This is a genomic window from Neobacillus novalis NBRC 102450, assembly GCF_001591805.1.
Lineage (GTDB): Bacteria > Bacillota > Bacilli > Bacillales > Cytobacillaceae > Neobacillus > Neobacillus novalis.
Genome location: NZ_BCVP01000015.1, coordinates 212,192 through 231,505, shown reverse-complemented (window position 1 = coordinate 231,505; position 19,314 = coordinate 212,192). Strand labels below are relative to the sequence as shown.

16 protein-coding genes are annotated in these 19,314 nt (G+C 33.9%); all 16 read right to left on the bottom strand.

Going from position 1 to position 19,314, the window contains the following annotated elements; genetic code table 11:
• Positions 1-7 precede the first annotated feature (7 nt).
• A complete protein-coding gene (locus BANVL01_RS13225) occupies positions 8-934 on the bottom strand; it encodes a phosphoenolpyruvate carboxykinase (ATP) (protein WP_066091269.1) in 927 nt (308 codons plus the stop codon).
• Positions 935-1,020: 86 nt separating this feature from the next.
• Entirely contained in the window at positions 1,021-1,194 is a 174-nt protein-coding gene (locus BANVL01_RS28600; protein ID WP_156482283.1) for a paeninodin family lasso peptide, read from the bottom strand.
• Between the two features lie 14 nt (positions 1,195-1,208).
• Positions 1,209-3,161, bottom strand: a complete 1,953-nt coding sequence (locus BANVL01_RS13220) for an asparagine synthase-related protein (RefSeq protein WP_066091272.1) — start codon at positions 3,159-3,161, stop codon at positions 1,209-1,211.
• Between the two features lie 276 nt (positions 3,162-3,437).
• Positions 3,438-4,550 (bottom strand): nucleotidyltransferase family protein, encoded by a 1,113-nt coding sequence (locus BANVL01_RS13215; RefSeq protein ID WP_066091274.1) that lies wholly within the window; start codon positions 4,548-4,550, stop codon positions 3,438-3,440.
• A 21-nt stretch (positions 4,551-4,571) separates the two neighbouring features.
• Positions 4,572-6,380 (bottom strand): ABC transporter ATP-binding protein, encoded by a 1,809-nt coding sequence (locus BANVL01_RS13210; protein WP_066096888.1) that lies wholly within the window; start codon positions 6,378-6,380, stop codon positions 4,572-4,574.
• 22 nt (positions 6,381-6,402) lie between these two features.
• Positions 6,403-6,858: a signal peptidase I gene (locus tag BANVL01_RS13205; protein WP_066091276.1), complete on the bottom strand. Its 456-nt coding sequence runs from the start codon at positions 6,856-6,858 to the stop codon at positions 6,403-6,405.
• Complete coding sequence (locus tag BANVL01_RS13200) at positions 6,848-7,123, bottom strand: PqqD family protein (protein ID WP_235845562.1); 276 nt, start codon at positions 7,121-7,123, stop codon at positions 6,848-6,850. Before BANVL01_RS13200 ends, BANVL01_RS13205 begins: the two co-directional genes overlap by 11 nt.
• The gene (locus BANVL01_RS13195; protein WP_066091278.1) at positions 7,120-7,905 is read right to left on the bottom strand and encodes a hypothetical protein; all 786 of its coding nucleotides are present in this window, start codon (positions 7,903-7,905) and stop codon (positions 7,120-7,122) included. Before BANVL01_RS13195 ends, BANVL01_RS13200 begins: the two co-directional genes overlap by 4 nt.
• A 79-nt stretch (positions 7,906-7,984) precedes the next feature.
• Positions 7,985-8,251 (bottom strand): hypothetical protein, encoded by a 267-nt coding sequence (locus tag BANVL01_RS13190; RefSeq protein ID WP_066091280.1) that lies wholly within the window; start codon positions 8,249-8,251, stop codon positions 7,985-7,987.
• A 230-nt stretch (positions 8,252-8,481) separates the two neighbouring features.
• Positions 8,482-9,198, bottom strand: coding sequence for a metallophosphoesterase family protein (locus BANVL01_RS13185; protein WP_066091282.1), 717 nt, complete (start codon positions 9,196-9,198; stop codon positions 8,482-8,484).
• 266 nt (positions 9,199-9,464) lie between these two features.
• Positions 9,465-12,140, bottom strand: a complete 2,676-nt coding sequence (locus BANVL01_RS13180) for a hypothetical protein (protein WP_066091284.1) — start codon at positions 12,138-12,140, stop codon at positions 9,465-9,467.
• 395 nt (positions 12,141-12,535) lie between these two features.
• On the bottom strand, positions 12,536-13,612 hold the full coding sequence (locus BANVL01_RS13175) for an acyltransferase family protein (RefSeq protein WP_066091286.1): 1,077 nt from the start codon (positions 13,610-13,612) through the stop codon (positions 12,536-12,538).
• Positions 13,613-13,699: 87 nt separating this feature from the next.
• Entirely contained in the window at positions 13,700-14,797 is a 1,098-nt protein-coding gene (locus tag BANVL01_RS13170; RefSeq protein WP_066091288.1) for an acyltransferase family protein, read from the bottom strand.
• Positions 14,798-15,496: 699 nt separating this feature from the next.
• Positions 15,497-16,675, bottom strand: a complete 1,179-nt coding sequence (locus BANVL01_RS13165; RefSeq protein WP_082804978.1) for a polysaccharide deacetylase family protein — start codon at positions 16,673-16,675, stop codon at positions 15,497-15,499.
• Positions 16,676-16,786: 111 nt separating this feature from the next.
• Positions 16,787-18,340: a lipopolysaccharide biosynthesis protein gene (locus BANVL01_RS13160; RefSeq protein ID WP_066091291.1), complete on the bottom strand. Its 1,554-nt coding sequence runs from the start codon at positions 18,338-18,340 to the stop codon at positions 16,787-16,789.
• Between the two features lie 2 nt (positions 18,341-18,342).
• Positions 18,343-19,305 carry a glycosyltransferase gene (locus BANVL01_RS13155; protein ID WP_066091292.1) on the bottom strand — a complete coding sequence of 321 codons (963 nt, stop codon included), beginning with the start codon at positions 19,303-19,305 and terminating at the stop codon, positions 18,343-18,345.
• Positions 19,306-19,314 lie beyond the last annotated feature (9 nt).

Below are 19,314 nucleotides of genomic sequence, written 5' to 3'. Positions count from 1 at the left end.
AGATGATTTAATTCCTGCTTTCTAATGTATTTAATATCAATGTTGGTAGGTCATGAGCCGTGAAACGGGAAATAGGACGACGAAGTTGAAATATATCTATTTTATTTACAAAACGGGCCATTGTGTTAAAGTGCCATTCCATTAATCCGGAAGGTGCGATCATAAAGTTGCGGTACGTATGATGAAACAAGGTTTGGAGTCGTTCAAGCCCTTGAATTGGAAGGATTTTTATCTCTTCATTTGTTATTTTTACTAATTCAAAAATACCTGCAAGGGGGATAGGCTCTGCAGTAAAATGAGACGGAACTGGAACGGCGTATTTCGTTTCTCGGTCAAGAAGCGGCCGATATTGATGGTTTTCCATCCCAAACTCATTTAAACTTTCTTGCCAAAGCTTCTGTTGTGGATAGGATGGTGTCACTAAAGGAATATCATCTTTTGAAAGTGTAACGGAAATCACATCATCCGTTAGTAATTGATATCCACTTTTTATGAACGCAGAAGCGAGGGTTGATTTACCAGCACCCGAATCCCCTACAAACCCATAGGCCTTCCCATCTATAACGATTGCACTTCCATGTAATGGAAGGATTTTCCGCTGTAATAGGATTGCCCCCATGCACGTACCGAGTATGTACAGGCGGGCTTCATCTTCACCAAAACCTGCCAATGGTGAAACGACTATGCTTTTTCCTTCAGTTATTGAAAAGATAGCCGTGTCCTGTATCTGAAACATGACTAAGTTTTCTTTCACAAATATTTCCTTAATAGATGCTCCTGTTAAAGCCCAATCTGAAGTTAAATCCCCAATCGTTATTTCAACATCGATAAAATCCTTTTGTTCGTCTCTCTTTGTTAACTCAGGTAATGGAATCTCACTCGTTAGATATAAACCAAAAGCATTATTAACAACTTTTTCAAGAGTATTTAACATGGTCCCTCCGTGATATGTCCCTTATACCCACATCTCAAATGGAAGATAGGTATAAGGGTTAAGTATAGAAAAGATAAGAACTAGAATTAACTTCCTAACTTATCATCAGGATGTAAACAACTAGCATTTGACCTACCTGGATGGTTTTCATGCTTCCCTTCGGATACATCAAAACAATCAGCATTTGCGTTCCCCGGTCCGTTCATCGTCATACTAATATCAAGTACTTCTAACGTTGGCATTTTCCATTGCTTTTTCATTTAATCACCTCCCTTCAATTAAGGTTCTTTATGAACCGATAAACGATAAGACTTCGTGTCAATACTTTAAATTCATCCGCCCATACAAATTCCGGGCGAGGCTCTTTCCCTAATTTTTCGACGGAATCTTTTAACACTTTTATATCGAAAAATTCTAAAGTAATAGGATCTGTACAAAGCTGATCAATTTCGTCCATAAAAAGTTTCCAATTTGAACTCATACGATGGATTGTATCTGCTCCTTGAACACCACGGATATGGTGATTAAGTCTAACTTTGTCAGGCAGAATGCCTTTAGTTGCTCTGCGGATAAACGATCGTTCCATCCCACCTTGCACAAATTGTTCTTCTGGCAAGGCTAAACAAAAACGGATGACTCGAATATCATTTGTTGGGTCACGATCCCACAAAGAATAACGTAACGATAATTTTGTTGTAGCCGTTCCACTTTTATTCCAAACAAATAAATGATTATAGTGATTTTTTCTATGTTCATTAAGATTCTTGCCGAGCATTCCGGATGAATTGACACCATATTCCTGAAGCTTATTAAATACTTTCGTCTTTTGGGCGAATGCAGGGTTGATCAAAGACGGGAACTGATAATCAATTTGATGATTATTTGTGAATATCTTAGTTATTAGTGGAAATGCCCTCTTTGCTATAATTGGGAGCATGACTGATTTTCCTGTTTTATTATTTATACAGTATTGATTTAATTCATGATTCAAGCAAATCCACTTTAACTTTTTGAACAAAGATGCGTAATAATCCATAGATAAATTCCAAGACCCCCACGAGATGGAATGGTTACCCCTTGCCCCGTTTAAGAGTATTTTGATTCCTTGATTATGTGCTTCTTCGCTTATTCCCTTTAACCAAAATATATTTTCAAAAAATTTATATGGCATCTCCATTAAGTCAAGGAAGTCATCTACATCCGTTAAAGGACTCTTCCCTTCGAAGCTCAAATAGTGGTCGTTAATATTCCCTACATGGTTTACAGTTTCTTTAATAAAAGTTCTTTCATCAGGTATATAATATTTAGGGGTCCAGTCTGTAAAACTTTCTTCCGGTACATAACTAAAAGTATGTAATTGCTTATTCTCTTTTTGAAGTGCTTTAGCTGCAAGACTAACAACAGTTCCGGAATCCAACCCGCCACTTAAATGGGAACCCACTTTCCCATGAGTTCGGAGTCTAGAGGTTACTGCCTCATTGAACACTTCCCTAAATGCTTCCTCATACTCTCCATTTGAGTTGAGTTTTATCTTTTCTCCCACTTGTATAGTGGAATATCTTAAAAGAGCCACCCTGCCATCCTCAACAGTAACACTGTGTGATGGAGGAATTTGATGAATGTTCTTATAAGCTGTTGATTGTGTATCAACTGCCTCCACCATTCCTGGTATCGCAAGGAATTCAGCTAACCACTCTTCATTAATGTTTTTTTCGATATACGGTAATGTGAATAATGGTTCGATTGTTGTCGAAAAAGCAAAGCGACTTTGATCATGATAAAAATAAAGCGTCCGCGCTCCCGAAAAGTCTCTAGCTCCAAAGAGCTTCTGCTTTTTCTCATCCCAAATCATAAAGGCAAAATCACCGATTAAATGCTTGGGAACTTCTTCTCCCCATCTATAATATGCTAGTAAAATTAGTTGACTATCTGGAATTGTTTTTCTAAATGTTCGTTCCACTTGTAATCTATCAAACAATTCATCTCTATTATCGATAATGGCATCCGCTGTAATTGCTAGCTTTTTTTCATAATCATAGTACGGCAATGGTTCTCCGATTGATTCTGGAGTAATCCACTGTGCATGGCAGCCAAGAAAGATATTATTTTTATTCCACGTATGAACATTATCAGCGGGATATCGCTGGAATGCCTTCATTAAGTTACTGGTTTGTACAGGATTTAATGTTTCTTCATAAAAATGGCAAATTCCGGCTATTGCACTCATTTTCCCACCTACTATCCAGTCTTAATTAAACCTTAGTATTTTTAACAATGTTCCATATATAGAACATATACACAAAAAAACAAACAAGCATTTGGAAAATCGCTTAAATAACCTAGGTTTATTTACCTATTATCCACCATTAATATACGTTATTAAGAACAATTTATAGTTAGAATGTACCATCATTCTCTTATTGTGTCAATCAAGGTTTCAAAAACTTTTTAGCTAGTACAAAGCCGTCCAAAAAGCACAACTTTTTCGCATTTCAAAAAGTCTTTATTCTTCACGATTGCCACTTCTCAAACTTTTAAGACGACGAGCCTCTATTAATTTAGTAAATCTCTTCTTGTATAAAAGTGGGTATAACTTGAAAACTGAAGGTCCTTGATAATCTTCGCCCGATTGCGAATATGCATCCATTTTTGATGGCCAAATCCAACGAAAAAGCTCTATAAGGCTATGTTTAGCCATATCAAAGCTAAAGAATTTATAATCAATAAATTTAATTAATTGCTTTAATCCTTTAGAAGAGCTGAACTCCCAAGAAATAGTTGCCCTTTTATTCGGAAACTTTTTCACATGATCTAAATAGGGAAATTGCTGATAAACAATCGATAATGTTCTTGTTATTCTTTTTAATGTTTGGTGTGACTTTGCTAATTTTAAAAGAATTTCATAATCGTGTTCATCATCCATTTGGTAAATAACTTGAATGATGTCTAAAAAGTATTTTAGTGAATCTAAATTATGTCTCCAGCCATGAAGGAGAATCATGTAAAAAGTATGCTGAGGGGACAATTCTTTAATATAAGAAAATTGTCCAACTAATGTGGACTTATTCCAAATATCCTCAGCAGAAAACTTAGATGTATGCTCTTTAATCAAGCTCCAATGCAATTCGACTACTAAGGGGATTTTGGAATGTGGTAATTCCTTACTAAGACTACAATGAAAATAACCGGGGATTACTTCCTTTTCCAATAAAAATCCTAATGATTTAGCAATATCAATAGCTTTCTCTAGGTCTTCCAATCTGATTAATAAATCGATATCTGATGTAATTCTTGCTCCGATATGTCCAAAATATTTTTCCGCAAAATTAACCCCTTTTAGGGCAATGACGTCTAGCCTTTCGTCCTCAAACTCTTTTAAAATTAGATTCATCTGATTTTTAATAAAAAGGTTTTGATATAATCCTTTTTCATAGGTTTCTTTAAGGCGAGCTTGGAAAAAGGAAGGGGTTTGATCAAGTCTTCCCTGCTCCTTTAATAAAAAATAAACCTGAGATGAGATTCCATCAAGTTCTATACCTAGAATGGCATTTTCATAGTACTTTTTATCATTAGGTAATGCAGACTGTGGATCATATAATGCTTTGACTAACTCCATACTCAAGGTACCCACCACCAATTACGATTTTGAAACCAAAGACAACGCCCGGGCTCTTTTTGGATGAAAGGATGTTATATTAAGCTTTTTATATAATCCAGTTTGCCGGATTAACTCCTCATGTGTTCCGCTTTGAACTATTCGTCCATTATTCATCACCATAATCACATCAGCATTTTGAATGGTGGATAATCGGTGGGCAATCACAATCGTGGTTCTGCCCTTCATCAATTCATCAAGTGCCTTTTTTACACGGTATTCGGTTTCACCATCTAATGCAGATGTAGCCTCGTCTAGTAAAAGTATAGGGGCATCTTTTAATATTGCTCTAGCAATGGCCATTCTTTGTTTCTGACCACCAGAAAGCTTTATTCCATTTTCGCCAATCTCTGTGTCATAGCCTTTTGGCATAGATAGAATAAAGCCATGAATATTAGCATTTATCGCTGCCTCGACCATTTCCTTCCCTGTTACATGTGGGCGGGCAATCATTAAGTTTTCCCGTATTGTTCCAGCAAATAGAAATGTTTCTTGGGGAACATGGGCTATAGAGCTTCTTAATTCAGAAGCCGAATACTCATGAATCGGCTTACCCGCAATTTTTATTTCTCCCATTTGAGGCTTATAAAACCCTTGTAATAGGTTTAACAAGGTACTTTTTCCAGCTCCACTTGGACCGACAAGTGCCACCACTTTTCCAGCGGGAATCGTTAAATTGAATTGTTCTAACACCTTTTTATTTTCCACATAGCTAAAAGTAACGTTTTGAAACGTAATGGAGTCTACAAAGGCACGCGATGGCGAAAAGGAAGGCAGCTCCTGAAAATCAGCAGGTTTTTCCAATACATTTAGTACTCTTTCAAGCGCAGCAACAGAACGTTGAAATCCAGCCCACAGGCTGGCCATTCCTGTTATCGGATAAAATAAATGATTAACTAAGTTAAGAAAGGTTAACAACGCTCCAACAGTGATCATCCCTTTTGAAACAAAAAGGGCCCCAATAGACAGGTTTAAAACCAAGGTGATAGAACCTATAATCTGACCGCCCGTATTATACCAACTCTGAAGCTTTACATTTTTCAGCTCTAATTGAAGTAATTCTTGATTTTGATTAACAAACTTTTTATATTGTTTTTTTTCAAGGGTAAAAGAGCGAATAACATTAAATCCGTGAAAGGTCTCATTTAAGAGACTATTAATTTTCCCTACCACATGGTGTATACGTCTAACATTTTTCCGAAGCAATAATCTAAATACAACACCAGATAATGCCGCGATTGGTGCGATAATGAGACTGACCAAACATAATGTCAAGTTGATTTTGACCAAATAAACAAATACAACAATATAAATGATTGGTAGTCTAAAAAGACTGATTAGATTACTTCCAATCACACCATCAACGCCATGAATATCATTGGAAAAGTGGGACATTAATTCACCTGAGTGAAGATTAGATGCATCAGCTGCCGGCAATCTCAATATATGGTGAAAAAAGTGGTTTTGGATATCCATTTTCACCGCATTCGTTGCAATCGTATTAAAGTATGTATAAGAAAAACTTGAGGCGATATTTATTAGTATGATTAATGCTCCATATGGTATGAATGCTAAAATCTGTTGATAGCCGCCATGAATAGCGGTATCCGTAATATCACCATAAAACTTGGCAAAAGCAATCGTTAAGCAGATGTCCACGCCTAATAATAGAAGAATGACCATATATGCCTTCCAACGTCTCATGATAAAAGGCAATACAAAGGAAAAGACCCTGCGAAGATCTTTCATGAAAACATATGGTTTCATTAGCGATTTAATCCGTTCCTTCATCATATGGACACTCCATGATTGATTAATATTGTACTTTTAATTTTCGATTAAGATATTTCCTCAGAATAACTGAAAAGGCAGGAAAGGTAAGGATAACTTTCCCCCATATATAGGCGATAAAATGATCTGAGGTAACTTTTTTATGTTGCTTTTGAATGCTGTCTAATTTCCCAAGAATACGATCTTCACCAATAGGCTGATCGAAGCAAAGGTTCGTATCACCCTTTAATAGAAATAACAGTTGAATATCTATTCTTTTAATCTTGACAAAGCGATGAGCAATTAATTGACCTGCCTGCGAATAGAACAAGATGACGTCTCCCTTTTTTAATTGGAAAGGTTCACACGGGGCAAACCTGCACAAATTCCCTTGCTCAATAAAAGGAAACATACTATTTCCGTAAGCAGGCAGCTCCAGCCAGCCATGCTTTTTAATTGCACTTTTGAGCAGTGTAAAAGTGTTATGATCAATCAACATATTCAATCAACCCACACTGAACGAGATTGGCTAAAAAGTCTTCAATATCCTTTTTTACCTGATGCTCATTTTCAATTGTTGAAAACTTCACTAACAAGGATTTTGTAAGGGAAGCGGCTGTTTGCATTTCGTTAAGTAATGACCAGCAATGTCCGCCTACATCATTTAATTTGGTGATGGTATATTGGTCGGTATTTAAGATAATCCATTCGCCATCAAGCTCTGTTGCTTCATAATGTCCTTTTTGTATATATTGAGTCATCATGATATTAACTCCCAAAATGAATTATTCTTTTGAAAATGGAGTTCATAAACAGGTACCTTTTTCACCAGTAAGGTCATTAACCTTAAAATTCTTTTTGTTTCTTCCTGACTATGAGGCCAGAAAAATACTTTATCCATTAAATTAAGAAGAGCATTAGATTTTTCTAACTTAGCTCTCTTATTCTGAAGTGCCTGGTAAAGAATTTGAATACTCGCTAGCGAAACATTTCCTTTAAAATAGTCTGCTTCCAATTCGCTGCGGAACGGAGAATTAAAGATGGTAACCTCTTCTCCGGTAATTTTTAGAAGTGTCGCCTCATCCGACAGGAGCTTGCGTGGATATGAAAGTCGTGCTGCTGTTGATTTTCCTGCCCCCGATTGTCCCGCAAATAAATGTGCCTTTTCTTGTTCGATTGCACATGAGGAATGAATCAACAGACCCCAATTATGATAAACAATGAAGGAACTGAATAAATTCATTAATGCATGCTTAAGAGCAAGTTCATCGTTTACAGATATCTTGGCGGTCTTATACTCTGAATCAACCTTTATTAAGTAATCTGCTCTTTGGAAAGAGATTTGGTTTTGATCCTTGATAATTTCTACTTCGTAATCTTTGAAGCCAACGCCATAGCCATCTTCAATTTTAATAACTAAATCAGGATGCTGGTTATCTGCATAGATGAAAGATTGAAGATTTCTCTCAATTACCTTCATTAGATTTTTTGGCCCACAACCTATATGAATGTAATGGTCGCCAATTTTGGTTTTAATTTCTTTCATATTGGCCTCCTAAAGGAAAAGTCGTTGAGTAGGGAAGCCAATAAATATATTTCCATTGGTCTTCCCCGCTTCAAAGAAATTAAGGTTTAACTTTAGGGTTACACTGGCCTATTCCACCACTGTTCCCATTCCCATTCCCATTCCCATTCCCATTTCCGTTTCCATTACCAGGGTTTCCCGCGCCACAAGGAACAGGATTTGGATTTGGTGGAAAGTTAATGCCATCATTTCCAGTACCAGGATGATCATGGTTTCCTTTACCAGGATTCCAACTTTGGGCAGTTTCAAAGCGGATAGGTTGATGGCTTAAAACAATTGGTCTGGAATAAACCTTTTCTAAAATCAATTCTTCACCCCCTTACTCACTCGTTGTTCACTATATAGAACGAAATGGCTAAAAAAATCCGATTTATAAAAAGAAGTTTCACGAATAACACAGTAAATTATACCTCTATCTAAAAATTATAATCCAAATGTCATTCTCTTTAAAGAACAATCATTCGCCAAAATCCACCGCCCCCATTGAAAAACTAATCATTCGAATAAAAATATAGAGAAGGCGGATGCCTTCTCACTCTATATCCCTGCATTATCTAATATTTTTTTCATTTGCTCTGAATTCGGATAATCCGACTCAGTAAATTGTTTAATTACTTTATTTACATCGTAAGCAACCCTTACAATGGATGTTTGAAAACTTTCTTCTTGGATTTCAAGTAATGCGTAAGATGATTTGGCCAAGCCATCAAACGGCAATCCTACACTTCCAATATTGATAATACATTTACCATTAATGTACCTTATATATGGCTTATGAATGTGGGCGTATATGTAAATATCCGCTTCACTGCCCATCATCTTCTCAGCTATTAGTTGATCACTTTCATATGGGGTAACGACTTCAAATAAACTATGTGGTGTCGCGTGGTAAGCATGAATTTTTATTTTTCCATATTCCAGCTTTAATTCGGTTGGTAGGTTCTTTAGGTATTCAAGATTACCTTCATCTAACTGCGACAATGCCCAATCGCGCTCTTTACTCATCATTTCAAGGGCACTATCTGGTACCTGTCCCTCTTTTATACCACGGACAATCCACTCATCAGCATTTCCTTTAATAACCTCCGTATTTAAAGATTTAACAAGTTCCAAAGAACGCTGCGGTTCTGGTCCCCTAAAACATAGATCACCAAGAACAAAAACCTTTTCTACATTTCTTTGGTTAATGTCTCCTAATACAGCATCGAGAGCGGTTGCATTGCCATGTATATCGGAAATAAATGCAATCCTCATATTAAAACTCCCCCTTATTAAATTGAATTTTTTGATTCCTTTCTGAAACTGTATAACAAAAATTCTTGCCCTACATATTTTAAGGTATCCTTAATTTTCCTATTTATCAAATGTTATGGGCAATTTTAAATTTTGTTATCTGATTGATTACTATGTATATGAATATGGTCTGCAATTCAATCTCATTTCCTTCTATGACAAAATAAAAAGCACCCTTTTAATTAGGATGCTTGAAAGAAGACCAATTGGGGATTTTTACCCAATTGTTACATAATTGGCCCGTACTGTTTAAATATTGCACCCGCTGGACCTATTAATTTCCATACTACAGTTAATCTTTTTGTCCAAACTACAGCCCCGTCCGTAACATTGTCCTTCCCACCCCAAACAGGTTCCGTTGTACCGGAAGTTCCTGCAGTAGTGGATTCATAGTAATATGTCCCATCTGATGATGTTGGTAAGATAATATCACCGACAGCATAACTCTTGAATGTCCAGCCAGTCATACCTTTCGTGTCGCTAACTACCGTATTCAATGGCGATGTCGGGAAAGTTGGCGCTGTTTTAGAAGATTTGCCCCCAAGTCGGTTTGTACAATAATAGACATAGCCATTTACTGTTATTCTAGTATTCCAGTTATAATTGGTTGAAGCGCTCCAACTACTGTAGATATCCAAAAACCCTTCTTTGGCACATACCCAACCCATATATCCTGAAGTTAACATGTTAGTATTCCTAATTTGTTTTCCTAATTTGTAGAAACCCTTAGAAGGAACTACAGTCGCCCAATCATACGGATCTATTACGTCATTAATAGTGTTGTTCGAGAAGTATTGCATTTGAGTTTGATCAACTACATATGTTGTGTTTCCATCCAATGTATTATTTTTTACTATTATTAGGAATGCATCAGAGGTTATACTCGGTGCGTTAACTGCTTTCATAGCTAAATTTGATTTGAATCTATTGCCATCAAGCAAGAGTGTTCCCCCAGTGACATTGCTCCAGAATCCATCGATAACGCCCAGAGAGGTAGATGTAGCATTAGGATACTCGAAATAATTATTTATTAACTCAATTCTTCCATTTGTTAAGGCTGAGAAATAAAAGGCACTGCTTGTCCCGCCTTTAAAGGTACAATTGATATACCTTGCTAATTCATTATTAGAACCAGAGAAGCTAAAAAGATTATAAGAATCCCATGTGAATGTACACCCTATAAATTCTACATTTTTATAAGTTACCAAGTTACCAGTATTATTAAATCCACATCCAATATAAGTACCGTTTGGTATTTTAATACTACCATTGTTGTTTGGTTTTTTAGTATTAAGAAACAATACATTACTGTATGTCCATCCTTCAGTAGCATTAACATCCCCATCGAATATTAAGCTAGATGATGATAAATACCCTTCAAAAGTACAGTTTGTCATTGTTTGCGGGAATGTTCCCGCACCAAAACCTGCACCTGTAATAGCGGTACTATAATCTGAATCAACAGTAAATCTACAGTTAGATACAGATACACAATAGGCTTTTGGTCGAGAAACATTTAATGAGGCATTCGTAAAAATATTATTATCTACGATTGCTGGTTCGGCTGTACCATTACCTATACCTATATTTGATCTGTGTATCTGATTATTACTTATTATACATTCACCATTTATTTGGGCACTTGTATCTTTAAGGTAGTTTCCTTCTATAAAGAGCTTTTTAACACCAGGGTACCCAGTGATTCCAATACCTCTTTCTATTTTATTATTCCTTATATGAAAGTTTTTGCCCTTTACAAAAATTAGCTGCAATATACTATCATGTAAGAAGTTATCCTCAATCCATAGGTTTTGGTTTAATGCATAGTTATCCTCCACATCTAAGGCAGCTTGCGGTGCTGTACCACTTATATGGTGAATATCATTATTTCTAACCCAGACAAATTTAGCACCTTGTAGTGCGATACCTAATCTTCGCGTATGATGTATGTGGCACTTCTCTATAAATGTAAATTTAGGTATTGTCATACACCTTAAAGTCAGACCGTTTCCTGAAGATGAAGGGACATTTGATTGATGTAATACTATTTTTGCACTGGTTGCACCAGCAGGTAACGGGATTTCATCGAAGAAGTCAATATTTGTTAGGGAGGAATTAAAAGTGCCATTAGTATTATAAAAAATAATATCAAATGGAAGGGTACCATCAATCTCGGAGCCTACAGATTGGTAACTAACATCTCCGTAGATACCAAAAGTTTTCCATTTAACTATTTGGGTATTAGTAAGGTCTAGAAATATATTAGAACGAATTTTGGATGAATCTGCTTTTAGACTACCATCAGTAGTGCTAATAGACCCTGATTCAAATGTGATAGCATAAGATTTTGTTGGTGTTGTAGTAGCATATACCATTCCTTGATTAGAAAATAAGGATACGCCATCACCTGTTAGGTCTAAAAATTCTATATTATCAATTGTGATAAATAGTGTATTAGTACCCTCGTCTTTAGTTGGGTCTGTTGTATTTGGAAAAAAAACACCCATACCCCATTCATGAGTAGATGCCTCACCAGGAGTAGTATAATTATGATTGTATCTGTCACCTTGTATTATTCCATTTGTAACCCTAGAGAAGACCTGATTCTGTTTGTAACAAATAACAGAATAATGGGCTAGTCCATTATTTCGAATTCTTAAGGTGGAGCCATTTAAATTAAGGGTCATAAAACTCTTTGGTTGTATTGGATTGGTTTCGTCAATTAAATACGTTCCTAAAGGGAACATGAATTCAGTATATCCTTGTTGAGATGCCCATGTTAACGCATTATTTATTCCGTTGGAATTAGCCGTAGACAATGTTTTATTATTAAAATCAGTAACCGTATTGGATACGCCCCATACATCTAATTCAAGGACATATGCAGTGGTATTTATACTCAATTTATCGCCTCATTTTCTTTTTTATTCACTCCCTTTATACATATTCGAAAACAAGTGAAAGTGCATAGTCTTAATAACTATTGACTATGCCCTTTTTGTATTCATTCAAATCAATCATTATCTATACTATTATTAATTATTAGAATTTAGCTAATCAGATTCTGAAAACCTGATGCTCTAATTTTACAATACTAAATAGCTACAATATAATAAGAAGTATTGCGTTGATTGCCTTTCAAGAGTAAGCAATATCACGTGAAGAATATTTAGCGCGCTTGTAAAGTAGATTGGGAATGGTATCCCTATTAAACTTATTAGTATATCCCATTGTCCCCACCCTTTTTAGTAATCCAATAATCCTTAGCTAATATAAAGTCCAATGCAATACCAGCCTTTTAACCAACTGCCCTTTTAACGTTGTTTAAAAGGAATTTCTTTTTATCAATACTTCGTATTATTGGTTTATAAATAGCGTTAATTAGGTAAGAGGAAATCAGACATAATATGATTAACCAACAAAAAATAAGTATTGGGTATTTAAGTGCAAAGGTAAGCTTTGGAAAGATTGTCATGTAAAAGAACATATGTGTTAGCCAAATATTTGTGGAATGATTACCAACATAATCTAGTATCTTTTTAAAGCCTTCTTTTTTATCCATTAGATTAAAAAGACATATAAATGCAATTCCCGTTATAGGAGCAATGATCATAGATTCATAAAAGGCATGGATAATAACCAGAAGCAATATTCCCAAAAGACAAAGCGCATTTTTCATAGAAAAACTATTTGCCTTATTATAGATCTTTGAATAGAGCTTATCCTTTGCAAAAATAGCCCCAATAATAAATGGAAGCTGCGAAGTACCAACCAATACACTAGCATTAACAATCATATTCAAAGCAGAGTTATCACCAAGGTCTAAAACATGCTTTATGCGTTGAATATAAGTTACTACATAGATAAAACCAGAAATCAATACTAAAAGAATAGAATTATATTTCTTAATTACCTGAAAAAGTGGAGGAGCAAGAAATACGAGTATGATATATGTCTGCAAAAACCACCATGCACCATTATAAGAATTGGATAACACAAAAAAGTTAAGAAAAAACTTACTTGGGCTCCCTGGAAGGATTTCAGCTTTTCCAGCAAGAAACCCAATTGCTACAAAAAGGACTAATATAATCCAAAAGTTAATGAGCAATTTGAAAATCCTTGTAAGATTTTTCTTAATGATTGAACCCTTTTCCTTATTGATACTTACAAATAAACCATATCCACTTGCAAAACAAAACATTGGCACACATGCATCACCAAACAATCCAATATAATACATCAATGGAACTCCATTGATTATCGGAAACGTGTCATACAACCCATTAACTTCTTTTCTACAAAAAAGATGAAGGAGCAGCATAAATAATATCGCTACTCCTTTTGTTATTTTCATATCGTTTTTTGTAAACTCCATTAACCTTACCTCTTTCTCTTCAATTAATTAGCTCAATAGATAAAAGCAAAAGAGTCTCTAATTAAACTAAATTCAAATTATCGGTACTTATAGATATTTATTAATGATTATGGACTTTTTCCTTTTTATAGGTATTGACTTAAATAAGCCAAAGAGGAGTTTTCTAACCTTTTCTGTATGTTTCTCGGTAAGTAATCCTAGTAACCATGCGTACAATATCACTACAACCATAACCATTATTTTAATAACATAAGACTCTATCCCACTATATGTCCAATACTTAGAAGCCCTCCAAGTAAGTATAAAATGGGCCAAAGGATAATGTGTAAGATAAAGGGTATACGAAAATGCTGCTAAATATTTAGGAATATTCATTTTACTTTTTCCTGAGGTATTATTAAAAAATGAAATAACAAAGTAGAGAAAGAAACTAAATGCTATTCCTATACAAAGATCCGGCAGTATTTGCAAATTTGGATGATTTACAAAAACCGCATATGCCTTCATTGAAATTAAAACCAATATTGCACTAAGAAAAATAGTTAAATGGTTTATAACATTTATTTTGAACCTCATTGGTTTTACAAAAGGAATTATGGCACCCAATAACCATACTAAAAAATATTCATTCATTTTTAAACCAATAAAGGCCAAAATAATAATTACTATTACTGCATAAAAAACCTTCATGCTTTTTTTGCGAGAATAAATTATAAGAACTAAACATGGAAATATAATATAGTACCAAAACTCGTAACTTAAACTCCATAACGGACCATTAAGACCATACACAGGTACAGAAATACCCTGAAGAAAAAATAAATTACCAAAAAATATTTTCCAACTTAAATAATTAGAAATTTTCGATTCCCCGAAAATACTAAATTGTACCTTTGCCCAAAGGAATGTCAAAATCAGGCTTGGTAATAGAACAATCCAGAGCCTAATTAACCTATTTAGAAAGTAATTAAACCAACTCCACTTATTATCATTTATTGCTTTCAGAACACTTGAAGAAATAAAGTAACCACTAAGAACGAAAAAGATCATTACTACTTGATAACCGGGCAGCGGGATATAGAAATGAAATAAAAATACTACTAGTGAAGCCAAAAACCTAATCAAGTCTAAGATTCTAGAAGCTTTACTATCATTCTTTATTGTATTAAGAGATACTTCATTCATTTTTCACACTCACTTAAATATATTATAAATTTTATAAGGGCACCCCTGCGCTTAGAAGGATTCTTTGTTATTCTTCATACTTATATTTCAATATTGGGTCAATAAATGTAAACGAAATAGATACTTTTTGCTCCTAGGTATGGGTTATTCAATTAATCGTCAATTGTCTCCACAATCCCTAAAATATAATTAATGACTCCACAAAATTAAATATAAATCTTCGCTAGGTCATGGAGAACTGCATCAATAATAACCAATGTATCTTCTCTAATATAATCCAGTCAAGCTAACATGGCTGTTTCCTTCTCCAAATTATGCGAAAGGTTTATATAAGAAATCCCTTTATCAACTTTAGCTAAAGATTTAATAATATCAATGCCTTTTATACTTCCGTCTTAACAAATAGTAATTCAAAGTTGTAGTAAGGATTCAAATCTATGACAATTAATAATCAATCATAAGGTTTATAAAGTACCTCCTCCTCGTTGTATGCAGGTATAAGGATTGTTTTTTTCCTTAAATAGTTTTTCCTCCTCTTAACTTGGAAGTTTACTCAATTCTATTAATTAAGTAGATGAAACATGTTCCCTTTTTAAAATTATCCTTTGAAGCCTTCTTCTTCTTTTCTTAGTCCCTTTACAAAAGTGAAAAATTTAGTTTTAACCGTTAACTAAGTTTCTATTTAATATGAACAAATCTTCAAACTCCACTTAATCTTTTTCTCGGCACACTTTTTACGGGATTATTATCAGAATTTAAACCCTTTAGTTTTGGTAGTTTTTCTAAAAGTCTGAAATCAGTAATTTTATTATTATTTAAATTAAGTTTCTCTAAATTTATAAAGTATTGTATTCCATCTAAATTGGAGATTCCCTTGTTGCTTAAATCCATTTCTTTTATTAAACACAGTTCAGAAATTGGTATCCATTCCGCTGAAGGATTTGAAATCAGCTTTCTAACATATTTCTCAAAATTAGGATCAATAAAAGTGGCTACTCCAGCAACCTCTGAAGTTGTATAAAATTCCAAATCACTTTTTCTTGCAGCATCGATAATCGCTTGTATTGTTGTAGGTGTTGTTCTCCATGTACCAGATTTTATTGACTCCTCTCCCCACCCAAAATCAGCCCAATCTATTTCTTTAGGTAATATAGAATGACTTGTGATGATTAGGTTTCTTCCTGATTTCTTAGCAATTTTCATCATCTTTTTAACAAAATATAAATTGGAGGAGTAAAAAGCGTCTAAACAAATAGATGGGGCAAATCCAGTATGATTAAATGAAGTTAAATTATCTTTGATCATATGGCCACGAGCAATTTTGAAATGCCTCGGTATGAGTTCCTTTATATTGTCAAAGTTATAGACAAAGTGTGGAAAAGCGAAAGATACCGGTTTTTTAAACTTTTCCTTTGTAATTGAATGGGATTGATTCTCCATCCAATTAAATAAAGATACTATCTCATCTTCGACCCACTTATTTAAACCAAATTCATTGGAGTAATCCGTAGCTTTTCTATGTTTATAACCATGGTGTGCAATTTCATGACCACTTGATTGCAATTCTAATAATTTATCTATCTCTTCTTGTGTATGCTTTCTTTTGCCCTCAAAATGGTGAATTGCGTTAATATTAAAAGTTACTTTAACATCGTAATAGCCAAACAAATCCTTTCCATATTGGTACCAATCATTAATTCTATAACTGTCATCAAAGGAAAATGCAATTCCAGGTTTATTTATATACGAGAGGGATAGTTCCTTATTTGTATTATTAAATTGACTATGCCTCTTCATACTTTTATATAGATTTCCCCAATACCGCCAATTGTAATATAGTTCCATAAATGACTTGAATATTTTTAGATCTATCTTCATTCCCACTATGATTCCTCCGTAATATCCTAATGGAATAGTGATCCAATTTTGATATAGTATGGCGAAAAAATGGGATGGCTAAAAAGCCATCCCATTCCTTTTAATTTCTTATTAAACACCTACTTGATTTCTTGTAAGTTTCTTTTGTTTTATCCCATATATCACATTATTTAAAGTATTTTTGATATATTTAAATTCCTCTGTTTTATTAAAAAGTACAAAATACAATAGGTTCGGAACAATTAGGCAAATTATCCCTCTTATTACTAAGGAAATAAAAGTATCTCCTATAGAGAGAGCATTACAAATGCTTGTTGTGACAAAGCATGCCAAAATCGTTAAACCAAAATAATACCCATATTTAATAAAATAAGTGGATACTGATTTCTTAAAAACATGTTTATAAACTATACATGGCTGGGTCCACAATACTGTCGCTATAGTGCTTATGGTTGTTCCAATAAAAATCCCGGTTAACCCATAAACTTTAACCAAAATTAATGATGCAATTAAATTAATTCCTCCCTCAATTAATGGCGCATATTTATCTTGTACAAATAACCCTGCTTTATTTTTAAATGTTGAAATTGCTGATCTCATTCCGTCTAAATAGAAATTCACTAAAATAAAGGTAAAGGTTAAATTATCCAATAAATATTGTTTTCCAAGCCACCAGCTAATAAAAGGTTCTAGCAAGTTAAATAAAAAAATCACACAAAATGAATATATCCAAAAATTCACTAAATAAGACACTTTAAAAATTGAATAATTTTTCTCTTTACTTTCCGTTGCAATTAGATTTCCCACACTGGCTCCAATACCGCCTAATATCGGGCTAACTAAAGCTGATAATTGCTGTGTTATCATTGTATAATTTGAATAGATACCTACTGTTGCGATACTTATAAAGGCCGAAATAAGAATATTATCTGTCCCAAAAACTAAATAGCCACCAATATTATGTAAAAACATTGCCTTGACGTTTTTTACTAAGTTCTCTTTTATATTATTATCGATTTTGTGTTTAATTTTTGTTTTTATATAAGGATATCGATTATTAACAATTCTTCCATTAATAATATTTTGAAGTAAGTAAAAGAAAAGTTCTATTACTAAGTAAAAGATATAATTTTTTGTTACTAGTAAGATGATAATCCTGGCTATGGTAGTTGCTACTTGAATAATTAGGTTGGTTCGAGCTAGTACATAGCCTCTTTGATCTGCATTTATTAAGGACCACTTGTGAGCATTTAAATAAGAAATCATATTCTTTGCTACAAATAAAAAGTAAATGATCGAAAGCTGCGATATCGAACTTCCATCTTTCATTAAATGTCCTAATAATGGATATAAAATAATACTGATAACTAATATAATAATAGCTAATATTCCATAAGCCTTTTTATATAACTGGACTAAGGCGATTATTTTGTTTCGGTCATCCTCCGCCAATGGTTTATACAAGTTATAAACAATACTTATTCCTATTCCGCCTTCTACCAACGCCATAATTGACAAAACATTAGTTAATAACCCGTTAATACCTAAATAATCCGCTCCAAGGCTGTCTAAGAAAATCTTTCTAGATAAAAAGCCTAGTAAAATAATAACTACTTGAGAAAGTATGCTTATGGAAATATTTTTTATTGAATGATTTGTTCTCATTATTATTCCTTCTTCAAATTAATTAATAGTTTGTAAAGTAATGGCTGAACTTTCGTTGCTGTTAATAACATTTTTACAGAACTTGGATATTCTTCAAGTCTTATGGTTTTACTAAAATATCTATTTAATATGCTTGCGACTTTAAGGTATTCGGTTTTATACTTTGAAAATTTAGAGTTAAATGAAATCAAGTTTAAAATGACCATTGCACTATTCGCTAGTTTTAATGTAACTAGCGTTTGTAATTCCGGATAATTCCTTTCAATAAATTTATACATCTCTTCATATATTAATACAGCATCAATTCTTAAGTTCTTTATAGCCCGATCCATCGTACTCTCATCACGTTTTATATAATGATATTTTGGTGCCCCCACGCAGCATATCCGGGTAGCATTATGAATGACTTTATAAGTAAATGCTGTATCTTCATAGATTACACCCACTGGAAATCTGATGTTTTCCAGCAAACTACGTTTAATCAACTTTGTCCATACTACTTCATCATATAATTTACCTTCTAACATCACCCTCATTGCTTCCTTTCTACTGTGTAATGTTAAAGAATGTGTTCCATTTTTTACAGTTCTATTTTTAAAATAGATTGTACTCGTGCAATTTGCGATATCACAATTATTTTTTATGCACATATCATAAAGCAATTCATACATATCTGCTTCAATCCAATCATCACTATCAACAAATCCTATATAGTCTCCTTTTGCAATATCAAGTGCAGCATTTCTTGCCGTTGACTGCCCTCCATTTTCTTTATGTATTACGACAACTCGACTATCTATACTTGCATATTCATCACAAATTTCCCCACTATTATCTGGTGACCCGTCATCTACAAGGATTAGTTCAAAATCTGTTAATGTTTGTGCTAATATCGAATCAACACATTTTCGTATATAGGGCTCTACTTTATATACGGGCACAATAATACTAATTTTGGGATTCATATTCAAAGT

What these genes read in the sequence shown, in the direction of transcription:
- BANVL01_RS13210 (WP_066096888.1), bottom strand. Translation starts at nt 6,380, where the DNA reads ATGAAGGAACGGATTAAATCGCTAATGAAACCATATGTTTTCATGAAA.
- BANVL01_RS13220 (WP_066091272.1), bottom strand. Translation starts at nt 3,161, where the DNA reads ATGAGTGCAATAGCCGGAATTTGCCATTTTTATGAAGAAACATTAAAT.
- BANVL01_RS13165 (WP_082804978.1), bottom strand. Translation starts at nt 16,675, where the DNA reads ATGAAGATAGATCTAAAAATATTCAAGTCATTTATGGAACTATATTAC.
- BANVL01_RS13175 (WP_066091286.1), bottom strand. Translation starts at nt 13,612, where the DNA reads ATGGAGTTTACAAAAAACGATATGAAAATAACAAAAGGAGTAGCGATA.
- BANVL01_RS13185 (WP_066091282.1), bottom strand. Translation starts at nt 9,198, where the DNA reads ATGAGGATTGCATTTATTTCCGATATACATGGCAATGCAACCGCTCTC.
- BANVL01_RS13205 (WP_066091276.1), bottom strand. Translation starts at nt 6,858, where the DNA reads ATGTTGATTGATCATAACACTTTTACACTGCTCAAAAGTGCAATTAAA.
- BANVL01_RS28600 (WP_156482283.1), bottom strand. Translation starts at nt 1,194, where the DNA reads ATGAAAAAGCAATGGAAAATGCCAACGTTAGAAGTACTTGATATTAGT.
- BANVL01_RS13225 (WP_066091269.1), bottom strand. Translation starts at nt 934, where the DNA reads ATGTTAAATACTCTTGAAAAAGTTGTTAATAATGCTTTTGGTTTATAT.
- BANVL01_RS13200 (WP_235845562.1), bottom strand. Translation starts at nt 7,123, where the DNA reads ATGATGACTCAATATATACAAAAAGGACATTATGAAGCAACAGAGCTT.
- BANVL01_RS13195 (WP_066091278.1), bottom strand. Translation starts at nt 7,905, where the DNA reads ATGAAAGAAATTAAAACCAAAATTGGCGACCATTACATTCATATAGGT.
- BANVL01_RS13155 (WP_066091292.1), bottom strand. Translation starts at nt 19,305, where the DNA reads ATGAATCCCAAAATTAGTATTATTGTGCCCGTATATAAAGTAGAGCCC.
- BANVL01_RS13170 (WP_066091288.1), bottom strand. Translation starts at nt 14,797, where the DNA reads ATGAATGAAGTATCTCTTAATACAATAAAGAATGATAGTAAAGCTTCT.
- BANVL01_RS13160 (WP_066091291.1), bottom strand. Translation starts at nt 18,340, where the DNA reads ATGAGAACAAATCATTCAATAAAAAATATTTCCATAAGCATACTTTCT.
- BANVL01_RS13215 (WP_066091274.1), bottom strand. Translation starts at nt 4,550, where the DNA reads ATGGAGTTAGTCAAAGCATTATATGATCCACAGTCTGCATTACCTAAT.